Consider the following 13403-nt stretch of genomic DNA (forward strand, 5'->3'; position numbering starts at 1 on the left):
AGGGGGTTTGAGATGGGTACAATTAAACTGACTACTGCACAAGCATTGGTTAAATTTTTAAATAACCAGTTTATAAGTTTTGATGGCAAAGAAGAAAGATTCATCGAAGGAATTTTCGCAATATTCGGACATGGAAATGTATTAGGTCTTGGTCAAGCATTAGAACAAGATCCTGGCAAATTAATAGTGCGTCAAGGTAGAAATGAACAAGGCATGGCCCAAGCAGCTGTGGCTTTCGCTAAGCAAAAAAGAAGGAAAAAAATATATGCATGTACATCATCGGTAGGTCCTGGATCTGCTAATATGGTAACTGCTGCCGCAACAGCAACAGCAAATAATATACCTGTATTATTATTTCCAGGTGATACATTTGCTACAAGGCAGCCAGATCCTGTACTTCAACAAGTCGAACAAGATCATGATGCTTCAATTACTACAAATGATGCTTTTAAACCTGTAAGTAAATATTGGGATAGAGTGAGCAGACCAGAACAATTGATGTCAGCTATGATAAATGCAATGAGAGTATTAACAGATGAGGGAGATACTGGCGCAGTATGTATTGCACTGCCACAGGATGTTCAAGGAGAGGCTTACGATTATCCAGAATATTTTTTCAAGAAGAGAGTGCATAGAATTGAAAGAAGAAAAGCTACGGATTTAGAAATAGAAGATGCTATAAGTTTAATAGCTAGAAAGAAAAAACCATTAATCATTTGTGGTGGAGGAGCCAAATATTCAGAAGCAGGTGAAGAACTAAAGAAATTTGCGCAGGAATTTAATATACCTATTGCAGAAACGCAGGCAGGAAAAAGTGCAGTAGAATCAACCCTTTATCTGAATCTAGGAGGTATTGGAGTTACAGGTACCCTTGCTGCAAATATTATAGCTAAAGATGCAGACCTCATAATAGGACTTGGAACAAAATTTACAGATTTTACAACAGCTTCTAAAGGATTATTTAAGAATGATGAAGTTGAATTCTTGACAATAAATACATCTAAATATAATGCAACTAAAATGGATGCTACTAAAGTGGTCGGGGATGTATTGGTTAATTTAGAACAACTTAGATATAAGCTTATTGAAAAAGGATATAAAAGCGAGTATAACAAGGAGATTTCTGATGCCAAAAATAAATGGGGAAAAGAAATTGAGAGATTATATAGTATAAAATATATTGAAGATAATTTCAAACGTGAAATGCTAGGACAAAATGAAGCAAGCTTAAGAGAATTTTATGAACTTTGCGGAGAAGCTCTTCCACAAACCACAGTTATAGGTGAAATTAATAATTTTCTTAAAAAAGATTATGTTGTAGTGGGTGCTGCGGGAAGTTTACCAGGCGATTTACAAAAGTTATGGACTTCAAGAGATAAGTATAGCTACCACATGGAATATGGTTATTCATGTATGGGATACGAAATATCAGGAGCTTTAGGAGTGAAGCTTGCAGAACCTAATAAAGAAGTATATGCATTTGTTGGTGATGGAAGTTACTTAATGCTTCATTCGGAATTAATAACGTCTATTCAAGAAAACAAGAAGATAAATGTATTACTATTTGATAACAGTGGATTTGGTTGCATTAACAATTTAGAAATGGGAAATGGAATGGGCAGTTTTGGAACAGAATTTAGATATAGAAATGAAAAAAGCGGCAAGCTTAATGGTGGATTGATTCCAATAGATTTTGCAAAATGTGCACAAGGGTATGGAGTAAAAAGCTATACAGTCAAAACAATAGAAGAGCTTAAAGAAGCGCTAGTAGATGCCAAAAAACAAACTAGATCTACTTTAATAGATATAAAAACACTTCCAAAAACAATGACAAACGGTTATGAGTCTTGGTGGCATGTAGGAGTTGCTGAGGTTTCTGATAAAGATTCAATAAAAAATGCGTACATTAACAAAACAGATAATCTTACAAATGCAAGAAAATATTAAAACGGGGAGAGATGTTATTATGTTAAAGGTTGGAATTATTGGTGTAGGAAGAATTGGGAAGGTACATGGAGAAAGTATATCAAAATATGTTAAAAATGTTGAAATTAAATCAATTGCTGATGCATACTTAAACGATGCTACAAGAGAATGGGCAAAGAGTAAGGGAATACTTGAGGTATATACTGACTATAAAAAAATATTAGAAGATCCAGAAATTGATGCAGTATTAATTTGCTCCTCAACAGATACACACTCACCAATCTCAATAGAAGCAATAAGAGCAGGAAAGCATGTTTTCTGTGAAAAACCAATTGATCATGATTTAACTAGAATAAAAGAAGTCATTAATGAATTAGGTAAATCTAAGGTTAAGTATCAAGTAGGGTTTAATAGAAGATTTGACCATAACTTTAAATCAGTTAAGAATGCGGTTGCTAGTGGAAAAATTGGAGAACCTCATATTTTGAAAATAACTTCAAGAGATCCTGAGCCACCTTCAATAGATTATGTGAAGATTTCTGGTGGCATGTTCTTAGATATGACAATTCATGATTTTGATATGGCTAGATATCTTTTAGATAGTGAAGTTGAAGAAGTTTATGCAGTCGGTAATGTATTGATAGACAACGCTATAGGCGAAGCTGGGGACATTGATACAGCTATTATAACATTAAAGATGCAAAACGGAACTTTAGCAGTAATTGATAACTCAAGGCAGTCAGCTTATGGATATGATCAAAGGGCTGAAGTGTTTGGATCATTAGGTCAGGTTTCAATAGCAAATGATAGCACTTCATCGGCAGTAATATCAAATGAAAATGGTGTTACAGGAGAAAAGCCATTATTCTTCTTCCTAGAAAGATATATGCAGGCTTATGCGCAGGAAATAACAGAATTTATTGACGCAATTGTAAATAATACAGATACACCCGTAGATGCCGAAGATGGCTTACAAGCTGTATTAATTGGTGAAGCTGCTACAAAATCATTACATGAGAATAGACCAGTTAAATTATCTGAAATTAAATTTTAAGAGTGTACTCGAAAAACAATAATTAACAATTCCCATATTTGAGGAATAAAAGTATTTATTTGGATGAAATGCTATACTTGAATTAATAGTAGGCATGATAAAAAGGCTTTTTTATACACTATTTTAAAAAAGCCGTAGGCTGGTTATTGAGTTAAAACTGATTATAAATTAGGCAGCTATTTTCTTGAAAACCGGGAAGATATCAGCAATTGTTACCTCTTTTTCATTAGCCCAAGCATCTATAAAACAGCAAAATGCACCAAGAAATACTCTTGTTATTCTGCGACCAACGGAATAGATAATCGATTTTTCAGCATGGAAGTCGTTGTTTATTCTATCCCAACACCTTTCAGTAGTTGAACGTCGTTTATAAAGAGATTTCCATTGCTTTGAACCTCTTAGTATAGGAGTAAAATATCTTGGATTATCTAATGTTTTAGTGTAATAAATTTTCTTGCTTTTAATAGGACATTTTTCACAGTGGTCACATTGAACTGGGAATAACCATTTATGCCTAAATTCCTTACGGACGATTCCCCAATTACGAAGCTGATGTCCACAAATTTTCCCATGAGGAATGCCCTTATCGTCAAGTTCAACAAAATCACTGCCTGATGAAGGTTTTAAAGAACGTGAATTTAAATCAATAATAGGATTTATTCCATAATGCATGCATAAAAGATAAAATGCATTAGCATCATAGGCAGAATCTAAGGCTACGGAATAGAATTTAATTTCAGGGTATAAATCTACAATCTCTTTAAGTGCATAAACACCGGTAACAGAATCATGCCGTGCTGCACTAACAAATTTAATATGGATAGGTAGGCTGTAAAAACTATCACAGGCAGTGAACCCGTGATAAGTTTGACCATAGTAATAGTGTTCATTAAAGCTATCCCAACCCCAGCTAGCACTGGGATCGGTAAACTTTCGATAACAAGCACAATGCTCTCCTGGTTTAAGTTTGCAATCACAAACTTTTTTACCATAAGGCGAAGCCTGTGTAGGCATACAAGTTCCATCACCAGCAATATTTAGTTTAGAAGGGTCACCCAAAATGCCCATTGATAAGGAAGGAATAACAAATAATTCCTTAAGTATGTTGTTCATTTTGGATTCTATTCTGTCAGAAAGCTTAGAATTATCATATTTTAAGATTCTTTTAACTAAACGTTCGACTACACCAGATTTGGAGTTATTCATCTTTTGGTTTTTCTTTTGTTTTTTACTTGGTTTACGTTTCAATTTACGCAGTTTGGATTTATATAGGATTTTATCCTTATGAATCAGCCTATCCATAAAATCATAAAAAGTACCTATGCCAGGTATTTGATCAGCAACTATGCCTTCGGCTTTAAAAGGCGAGTAGCAAGCAGGGATAAAGCCTGACAGAATTGCATAAAACGGTTCTGAACGTAATGTCTTTATCCAAGATGATATGCTGGTTTCTTTACAATAAGCCATAATAATAAGTGATCTGAGTAAAGCTACCGCATCTTTGGGCGGAGCCCCTTGATTGGAGTTAGAATAAGCACTTTGTATTAGAGGGACAATTCCGGTTAGGTCGGCAGACCAGATTTTTGTTATTATTGAACTACGCTCAAACAAAGTAATTTCTTGATTATTTTGAATAAAGAATTTTTCTAGAAATGTTTCAACGAAATTTTGATATTGAGTATGTGAGGCCTTAACAGTTAACATAAAAATCACTCCTTATAAATGAAAAATGGTAATAATATACATAATTCATTTTGCGAAATTTTTACTGCTGTCAAGTCTTATTTAAAACTATTTAATTAAAATAAATCGATAATACTAGGGATAGCTTAGACTATCTATGCTACCCGAAAGATATAAAACTCGAAGAAATTCTGGGGTGAAGTTGATATATGAATAAAAATGAACCTAGAATTAGCAATGGCTTGAGAGTTTCCGAGAGTACTATTTTAATTATGAGGGGTGTTAATTATGTTAGATAGTAAAAAGGTCAAATTAGGTATTGCTCCAATTGCATGGACAAATGATGATATGCCAGATTTAGGAAAAGAAAATACTTTTGATCAGTGCTTGAGTGAAGCCGCATTAGCCGGTTTCCAAGGAACAGAGGTAGGAAATAAGTATCCAAAGGATGTTAAAGTTTTAAAAAAGGCTTTAGAGCTTAGAGGGTTGGAAATTGCAAGTGCTTGGTTTAGTTCGTTCTTAACTACGAAACCATATGAAGAAACTGAGGCAGAATTTATTAAGCATAGAGATTTTCTACATGATCTGGGGGCTAATGTAATCGTTGTAGCTGAGCAAGGACATAGCGTACAAGGTGAACTAGATACTCCAGTGTTTGATGGGAAGTACCATTTTAATGAGGAAGAATGGAAGCTGCTTGGAAATGGATTAAACAAGCTAGGAAAGTTAGCTCAAGATAAGGGAATGAAAATGGTTTACCATCATCATATGGGAACAGGAGTACAAACAACAAAAGAGATAGATAAGCTTATGAGTATTACTGATGAAAAGTTAGTTTACTTGTTATTTGATTCAGGTCATTTAGTATATTCAGGTGAGGATCATATAGCAATACTTAAAAAATATATAAATAGAATCAAGCATGTTCATTTAAAAGATATTAGACCGGAGATAGTAAAAAAGGTTAAAGATGAAAAACTTAGTTTTTTAAAAGGAGTTCGATTAGGAGCTTTTACAGTACCAGGTGATGGAAGCATTGATTTTAAGCCAATATTCAAAATTTTAGCAGAAAATAATTATGAGGGTTGGCTATTGGTGGAAGCAGAGCAAGACCCAGCAAAGGCAAATCCATTTGAATATGCAGTAAAAGCAAGAAAATATATTAAAGATATATGCGGAGCATAATCCTATTACAAAAAGGGGGTGACTTAATGAATCTCTTTTCAGGAATTACATTTATGGCTATCGTTGCAACTGTATGGTTTATTGCTTGGAAAAAATCACAATTAATTAACAAAGATGATGCGGATGGTTATTTCCTTGGAGGACGAAGCCTAACAGGAATAACAATTGCTGGAACAATTCTAATGACGAATCTATCTACAGAGCAAATTGTTGGACAAAATGGCCAAAGTTACGTAGCTGGAATGGAGGTAATGGCTTGGGAGGTTACAGCTGCTTTTGCTTGTGTGCTACTGGCGTTTGTTTTCTTACCTAAATACTTAAAACATGGAATTAGTACTATTTCTGATTTTATTGAAATTCGTTATGATACAACGACTAAAAGAATTATATCATTTTTGTTTCTAGTAAGTTATACAGTTACTTTTTTACCGGTCGTATTGTTTTCAGGAGCGTTAGTTTTTAATAAACTTTTCCATATAGATAAGTTATTAAATGTAAATGGCCAAGTTGCAATTATAATTGTAGCAGCATTTATTGGCTTGGTTGGACTCCTGTATGTGTTGATTGGAGGAATTTCTTTAAGTGCCTTTAGTGATACGATTTATGGTGTTGGTTTAATTGTTGGAGGTATTTCAATTCCAATTTTAGGATTAATCTTGCTCGGTAACGGTAGTTTCACTGGAGGAATTCAATTAATAATCCAGCGAACTCCAGACAAATTAAATGCTATCGGAGCACTTGATTCAAAATTGATTCCTTGGCCGACATTGTTCCTCGGGATGTTTTTCAATAATCTATTTTATTGGTGTACTAATCAAATGATTGTTCAAAAAGCATTAGCTGGAAAGAATCTCAAAGAAGCACAAAAGGGTGCTTTATATGTAGGCTTTTTTAAAATTTTTGGAGCTTTATTTTTAGTTTTTCCGGGGATTATTGCATATAATATGTTTGGAAAGACACTAAAAGTAGCTGATGATGCGTACCCATCTTTAGTCACGGCAGTACTTCCAACATGGGCTTATGGTATTTTCGGAGCAGTAATTTTTGGAGCTATTTTAAGTTCTTTCGCAGGAGCTTTAAATAGTACTTCAACCCTATTCGCATTAGACTTTTATAAACCAATAATTCGTCCTAAAGCTTCTGACAAAGAAGTTGTTAAGGTTGGGAAAATAGTGACAGCATTTGTAGCAATAGTTTCAATAGTTGTAGCCCCTTTTATTGCTTATGCACCAGCAGGTTTGTATACTTTCCTTCAAGAATACAATGGCTTTTATAATATGCCATTACTAGCAATTATTCTGCTTGGCTTCTATACAAAACGTGTTCCTGCCTTAGCCGCAAAAGTAACAATGATTTTTCATATTATAGCCTATACGATTTCTAAATTTTTATTTGCTGATGTTAATTTTTTATACGTATTGAGTGGTTTATTTTTCTTGGATATTTTAATAATGTTATTAATTGGTAAATTAAAACCGATGGAAATACCATTCAAAATTCAAGATGATGAAAGTAAAGTTGATTTAACACCTTGGAAATATGGAAAGTGTATTGGAATAGCTGTTGTAATTTGTATGATCGGAATGTATATATTATTTTCACCACTAGGACTTGCTAGATAAAAAAGAAATAAGAGAATGTTCTTATGGGTTTTTGCTATAAATACTGAAATTACAATCTATCGCCTAGAAAAATCATGTGCGAAAGGATAATTGATTATGAAAATTAATAGAATCAAAGAAATTGAGGAATATATATTAAGAAATGAATCAGTCACTTTAGATTCATTATGCGATATTTTTAAAATCTCTAAAAATACAATTCGCCGATATATAAATGAACTTGTAAAAAAAGGGAGTGTAAAAAAAGTTTATGGAGGAGTAACAGCTATTATTAAAGAAATAATTCCTTTCGAAGAAAGAAACATTAAAAATAATTATGAAAAAATGGCAATAGCTAAGGTTGCATCTGAATTTGTAAATGATGGAGATGTAATATTCATTGATTCTGGGACAACAACAATTAATATGATAGACTTCTTAAAAAACAAAAATGATGTAACTATACTGACGAATAGTTTGAATGTTATAATAATCGCACTCCCTTTTCCAAATTTAAATGTTATTTGTACGGGAGGAAGGTTAATAAGAAAAACAAATTCTTTTGAGGTGATAAATACTCTTACAATATTCAAAGATTATAATATAAATAAAGCATTTATGGCTGCTTCAGGTATTTCTATATCTAATGGAGCCACAAATTCTTCACCATTAGAATATAAAATTAAAAAAATTATAGTAGAAAAGAGTAATGAGTTGTATTTGTTAGCAGATTCGTCTAAATTTGAAGTTTCATCACTTATGACTTATTGTCAATTAACAGATATAGATTATCTTATAACAGATAGAAAACCATCTGAAAAATATATAGAATTTTTTGAAGAAAATAAAATTAATTTTATTTTCTCTGAATAATGGTTCAAGGGCATTTTTAATTATTGTGGATTATAATAAAAATAATAAAAAATTTATCAAATTAAACTGTTTTTCAGTATAATTTTTTGTTATAATTATATTCATAAAGAACATCCCTTTTGGTTTTTGTTTGTTGTCATTCAATTATGCCAAATAAGGGGATGTCCTTCTATTTTTAAACCATAAATACTGAAATTAAAGGCTATCGCATTAAAAATTTATGTGAGAAGGCTTTGCTTCTAAAAATCAATCCAAATTAGCGGGAAAACTGAATAGCATGGTTCAAAATTTAAACTGTAAGATTAATTTTGCAGCGTCCAAGATGATGAGCAGCTACGAAGGTGATGATTTAACCGATAAGACTGTATGAGTCTTGTCGGTTTTTTAATCCACTCTGATGATGTTTATTATGCCAATCCACAATTATATATAGTTATTAAGAAATTTTTTGAAGTATTATGAAACTATAATTATTACGTTGCAATACATATATTATGTTATAATGTATATATTATGTGGAATTTGAATAAAATGTATTGTGCGGGTTTTGAATATTAGAAGAAGCGTAATAGATAAAAATGTAAAATTTATATTTAACTATTTGCAGAAATATACAGGGGGAACAAAATGTTTAGTCCAATAAAAAACACAAAAGTTTATGAACAGGTAATAGATCAAATAAAAAATATGATTGATAAAGGTACGCTTAAAAAGGGTGACAAACTTCCTTCAGAGAGGAATTTAGTGGAGCAATTAAAGGTAAGCAGGGCTTCTATCCGTGAAGCGCTTAGAACATTAGAAGTCATTGGACTTATAGAGTGCAGACAAGGAGAAGGTAGTTATATAAAAGCAAATTTTCAAGATAAATTATTTGAACCGCTATCAATTATGTTTATGTTAGAGGGAAGCAATCCAGAAGAGATATGGGAGCTTAGAAAGATTGTGGAGGTTGAGGCTTCAGGCCTTGCTGCGAATAGGATAACCAGTGAACAACTAAAAGAGTTAAAAGAGCTTACTCAAAGATTTATGAATTGTGCGGACGAGAATACTAATGTTGAAATTGATAAAGAGTTTCATTATAAGATTGCTGAGTGCTCGGGCAATGTTTTAGTATTTAACATTCTTAAAACAGTTTCAACGCTTGTAGATCATTTTATTAAGGATGCAAGAAAATTAATATTAGTTGACCCAGAAAATAAAGAAATACTTTTTTCTCAGCACAATGAGATATATTTATCTATGGAAAAACATAGCTCAGCTGATGCTAGAAAAGCAATGCGGGAACATTTAGATTTTGCAAATAGGTATATGAGTAAAATAAAATGATTTCAAAACATATAATTTTGTCCAAAGCAAAAAGTGAGAGTAATAACAAATATTACCCTCGCTTTTAAATTTTTAAATAAAATAAATATTGTTAATTAATTAATTAATAATAGTAGAAATATTTTCAATAGTGTGTTATTATGATTTAAAAGATGGTCAGACCATCTTACCATTAATGAGTTTTAGATTTTCTATAAAAAGAATGGAGGAGCACATATGGAAATTTTAGTTTGTATAAAGCAAGTTCCAGGAACTTCAAAAGTTGAAGTAGATCCAGTTACAGGTGTTTTAAAAAGAGATGGTGTAGATTCAAAAATGAATCCTTATGATTTATATGCATTAGAAACAGCACTTAGAATAAAGGAAGAAAAAGGTGGGGTAATTAAGGTTATAACTATGGGACCACCACAAGCAAATGATGTAATTCGCGAAGCATATATGATGGGAGCAGATGAAGGAGCACTTGTATCTGATAGAAAGTTTGCCGGAGCAGATGTTCTTGCTACAGCGTATACACTTTCACAAGGTGTAAGGAAAATGGGAGAATTTGATCTCATATTATGTGGAAAGCAGACAACAGACGGAGACACTGCTCAAGTAGGACCAGAAATGGCTGAATATCTTAATATTCCTCACATTGCAAACGTTTTAAAAATAATAGAAATAAAAGAAAAATCAATTATTGTAGAAATGGATATGGCAAATACTGTTGAAGTAGCAGAGATTCAATTTCCATGTCTTTTAACTGTAGATAAAGATATATTTCAACCAAGACTTCCATCTTATAGGAAAAAATTAGCTACAAAAGATAGAGAAATAAAAATGATAACACTAAACGATTTTGAAGATAAAGATGAAAAGAAATATGGACTTAATGGTTCACCAACTCAGGTAGAAAGAATATTTCCACCAGATGTAAATAATGATAGAGAAACATGGACAGGCAATGGTGCAGAGCTTAGTTTAAAAATAGCGGCAAAACTTAAAGAATTAAAATTTGTATAGAGAAGGGTGGAATTTTCATGAGTAAGTTAATTTGTAACCAAGAGAAAGTAAACGATTCAAATATTCAAGAATTAATAAAGGTTTGCCCTTTTGGTGCTATTGAATACATAGATGGTAAAATTGAAGTTAATGCAGGATGTAAAATGTGTAAGATTTGCGTTAAAAAAGGTCCAACAGGTGTAATGGAATTTATTGAAACAGAGGCCGTGCAAGTTGATAAAAGTTTATGGAAGGGTATAGGAGTATATGTTGACCATGTAGAAGGAGTTATACATCCTGTAACAATGGAGCTTATCGGAAAAGCTAGGGAGCTTGCGGCAGTTGTTAATTTCCCAGTATATTGTGTATTTATTGGTTATAACATAAAGGAAAAGGCTAAAGAATTGCTTCATTATGGAGTTGATGAGGTCTTTGTATACGATTATAAAGAATTTGAAGAGTTTAGAATAGAACCTTATACAGCTGCATTTGAAGACTTTGTAAACAAGGTAAAGCCATCATCATTATTGGTTGGTGCTACAACAATTGGTAGATCTCTTGCCCCAAGGGTAGCCGCAAGGTTTAGAACTGGACTCACAGCTGATTGTACAATACTTAAAATGAAAGAAAATACAGACCTTGTACAGATAAGACCTGCTTTTGGTGGTAACATTATGGCTCAAATTGTATGTCCTAATAATAGACCACAGATGTCAACAGTAAGATATAAGGTTATGAATGCACCTGAAAAACAGTGCGATGCAAAAGGTAAGATTACAATCTGTGAAATGGATAGAGCAAAACTCGATTCGAATATTGAAGTATTAAAGGTTACAAAGAAAGAAGTTGAGGAAAATATTTCAGATGCAGAAGTAATCATTGCAGTTGGTAGGGCATTAAAATCAGAAAAGGATATGGTTATGATTCAAGAATTAGCAGACATTCTTGGTGCTCAAATAGCTGGGACAAGACCAACAATTGAAGCAGGTTGGATTAATGCTAAGAAACAAATTGGTCTTTCTGGTAGAACAGTTAAACCAAAGCTAATAATAGCTCTTGGAATTTCTGGTGCAGTTCAGTTTACAGCTGGTATGAATAGTTCAGAGCGTATATTTGCAATAAATAAAGATGAAAATGCTTCTATATTCAATGTAGCTCATTATGGGATAGTAGGAGATATTTATGAAATAGTTCCTCAATTGATTGAAAATATTAAAAATTCAGGAGCTGAGTATTGTATACGTTAACTTTTATGTTGGAGTTATAGATAATAAGTAAGTTAGTGTTTAAACTAACTAGGTTTAAACACTAAATTCAGAATCGAGGAGGTAATTTTATGGATTACAAAAAACTTGATGCTAAGGATATAGAGTTTTTAGTGTCAATATTAGATAAAGATAGGGTGTTTACTGGAGAAGCAATAAATGATGATTTTAGCCATGACGAGATGGGTGGAATAAGCAAAATGCCCGACGTATTAGTTGAGGTTCTTGAAGCAAGCGAAGTATCAAAGATTATGAAATATGCAAATGAAAACATGATTCCTGTTGTAGCAAGAGGTTCTGGAACAGGACTAGTTGGAGCATCAGTTCCAATTCACGGTGGAATTATGATAAATATGTCCAGAATGAACAAAATACTTGAGATTGATGAAGAAAACTTAACATTAACTCTTGAACCAGGCGTACTTTTAATGGAAATAAGCAAATACGTTGAAGAGTTTGATTTATTTTATCCACCAGACCCAGGTGAAAAGTCGGCTACAATTGCTGGTAACATCAATACAAATGCAGGTGGAATGAGAGCTGTTAAGTACGGAGTTACTAGAGACTATATAAGAGGCCTTGAAGTAGTGCTTCCAAGCGGAGAAATACTTGATGTTGGAGGTAAAGTAGTTAAGAATTCTACTGGATACAGCATAAAAGATTTAATATGTGGATCTGAAGGAACCCTTGGAATAATCACAAAAATTATATTAAAACTTATACCACTACCTAAGAAAGCTGTATCGCTCTTAATACCTTTTCCAAATCTTGATATGGCAATAGGAACAGTACCTTTGATAGTTAAATCAAAATCTGTACCAACTGCTATAGAATTTATGCAAAGAGAAGTTATTATTGCTGCTGAAGAATTCCTAGGAAAAAAATTCCCTGATAATTCATCAGATGCATATCTTTTATTAACTTTTGATGGTAATAGCATAGAAGAAATAGAAAGAGCTTATGAAAGTGTAGCCAACATTTGCCTTGAAGAAGGTGCTCTTGATGTATTTATAACTGATACAGATGAAAGAAAAGAAGCTGTTTGGTCTGCAAGAGGAGCTTTCCTTGAAGCTGTTAAAGCAACGACAACTGATATGGATGAATGTGATGTTGTTGTTCCAAGAAATAAAGTTGCGCAGTTCATTAAGTATACTAATGAACTTCAAAAAGAATTTGATGTGAGAATAAGAAGCTTTGGTCATGCAGGTGATGGTAATTTACATGTGTATGTATTAAAGGATGAGCTTACAGATAAAGAATGGTCAGTGAAGATTGAAGAAGTATTTGAAGCAATGTATAAAAAATCAAGGGAGCTCAAAGGTTTAGTATCTGGAGAACATGGAATTGGATTTGCTAAGAAAACATATATGCTTGAACAATTTGGCCCTGTATATGTAGGACTTATGAAAAATATAAAATTGGCATTTGATCCTAATAATATATTAAATCCAGGAAAGGTTTGTGAATAGAAAAAATGATATCGCCAATGTCTTTTAAAGATGTTGG

At 32.6% G+C, this 13403-nt stretch carries 10 protein-coding genes; 9 read left to right on the forward strand and 1 reads right to left on the reverse strand.

Annotation, left to right across the window (positions count from 1 at the left end; genetic code table 11):
* Window positions 1–12: 12 nt before the first annotated feature.
* Both iolD and iolG read left to right on the forward strand, forming a co-directional pair.
* Window positions 13–1947: a 3D-(3,5/4)-trihydroxycyclohexane-1,2-dione acylhydrolase (decyclizing) gene (gene iolD / locus ACWJKS_RS03915; RefSeq protein ID WP_462960483.1), complete on the forward strand. Its 1935-nt coding sequence runs from the start codon at window positions 13–15 to the stop codon at window positions 1945–1947.
* 19 nt (window positions 1948–1966) lie between these two features.
* Window positions 1967–2980, forward strand: a complete 1014-nt coding sequence (gene iolG / locus ACWJKS_RS03920; RefSeq protein WP_165411590.1) for an inositol 2-dehydrogenase — start codon at window positions 1967–1969, stop codon at window positions 2978–2980.
* A gap of 168 nt (window positions 2981–3148) precedes the next feature.
* Here iolG and ACWJKS_RS03925 read toward each other — a convergent pair whose 3' ends face one another.
* Window positions 3149–4684: a transposase gene (locus ACWJKS_RS03925; RefSeq protein WP_462959514.1), complete on the reverse strand. Its 1536-nt coding sequence runs from the start codon at window positions 4682–4684 to the stop codon at window positions 3149–3151.
* A 267-nt stretch (window positions 4685–4951) separates the two neighbouring features.
* Between ACWJKS_RS03925 and iolE the strand changes: the two genes are divergently transcribed.
* From iolE to ACWJKS_RS03960, 7 genes are all read left to right on the forward strand, one after another.
* Window positions 4952–5848, forward strand: a complete 897-nt coding sequence (iolE, locus tag ACWJKS_RS03930) for a myo-inosose-2 dehydratase (protein ID WP_165411591.1) — start codon at window positions 4952–4954, stop codon at window positions 5846–5848.
* 26 nt (window positions 5849–5874) lie between these two features.
* Entirely contained in the window at window positions 5875–7470 is a 1596-nt protein-coding gene (locus ACWJKS_RS03935) for a solute:sodium symporter family transporter (RefSeq protein WP_216303165.1), read from the forward strand.
* 96 nt (window positions 7471–7566) lie between these two features.
* Complete coding sequence (locus ACWJKS_RS03940) at window positions 7567–8322, forward strand: DeoR/GlpR family DNA-binding transcription regulator (RefSeq protein ID WP_216303164.1); 756 nt, start codon at window positions 7567–7569, stop codon at window positions 8320–8322.
* Window positions 8323–8949: 627 nt separating this feature from the next.
* Entirely contained in the window at window positions 8950–9648 is a 699-nt protein-coding gene (locus ACWJKS_RS03945) for a FadR/GntR family transcriptional regulator (protein ID WP_216303163.1), read from the forward strand.
* Between the two features lie 216 nt (window positions 9649–9864).
* Window positions 9865–10653: an electron transfer flavoprotein subunit beta/FixA family protein gene (locus ACWJKS_RS03950; protein WP_216303162.1), complete on the forward strand. Its 789-nt coding sequence runs from the start codon at window positions 9865–9867 to the stop codon at window positions 10651–10653.
* Between the two features lie 17 nt (window positions 10654–10670).
* Window positions 10671–11879 (forward strand): electron transfer flavoprotein subunit alpha, encoded by a 1209-nt coding sequence (locus tag ACWJKS_RS03955; protein WP_216303161.1) that lies wholly within the window; start codon window positions 10671–10673, stop codon window positions 11877–11879.
* Between the two features lie 89 nt (window positions 11880–11968).
* Window positions 11969–13366: an FAD-binding oxidoreductase gene (locus tag ACWJKS_RS03960; protein WP_462960484.1), complete on the forward strand. Its 1398-nt coding sequence runs from the start codon at window positions 11969–11971 to the stop codon at window positions 13364–13366.
* Window positions 13367–13403: the final 37 nt, after the last annotated feature.

The sequence above is a fragment of the Clostridium sp. CM038 genome (assembly GCF_055081105.1).

Bases quoted from the DNA above. Each gene is read 5' to 3' on its own strand.
- ACWJKS_RS03955 (WP_216303161.1), top strand. From the start codon at position 10,671: ATGAGTAAGTTAATTTGTAACCAAGAGAAAGTAAACGATTCAAATATT.
- ACWJKS_RS03960 (WP_462960484.1), top strand. From the start codon at position 11,969: ATGGATTACAAAAAACTTGATGCTAAGGATATAGAGTTTTTAGTGTCA.
- iolG (WP_165411590.1), top strand. From the start codon at position 1,967: ATGTTAAAGGTTGGAATTATTGGTGTAGGAAGAATTGGGAAGGTACAT.
- ACWJKS_RS03950 (WP_216303162.1), top strand. From the start codon at position 9,865: ATGGAAATTTTAGTTTGTATAAAGCAAGTTCCAGGAACTTCAAAAGTT.
- iolD (WP_462960483.1), top strand. From the start codon at position 13: ATGGGTACAATTAAACTGACTACTGCACAAGCATTGGTTAAATTTTTA.
- ACWJKS_RS03940 (WP_216303164.1), top strand. From the start codon at position 7,567: ATGAAAATTAATAGAATCAAAGAAATTGAGGAATATATATTAAGAAAT.
- ACWJKS_RS03925 (WP_462959514.1), bottom strand. From the start codon at position 4,684: ATGTTAACTGTTAAGGCCTCACATACTCAATATCAAAATTTCGTTGAA.
- ACWJKS_RS03945 (WP_216303163.1), top strand. From the start codon at position 8,950: ATGTTTAGTCCAATAAAAAACACAAAAGTTTATGAACAGGTAATAGAT.
- ACWJKS_RS03935 (WP_216303165.1), top strand. From the start codon at position 5,875: ATGAATCTCTTTTCAGGAATTACATTTATGGCTATCGTTGCAACTGTA.
- iolE (WP_165411591.1), top strand. From the start codon at position 4,952: ATGTTAGATAGTAAAAAGGTCAAATTAGGTATTGCTCCAATTGCATGG.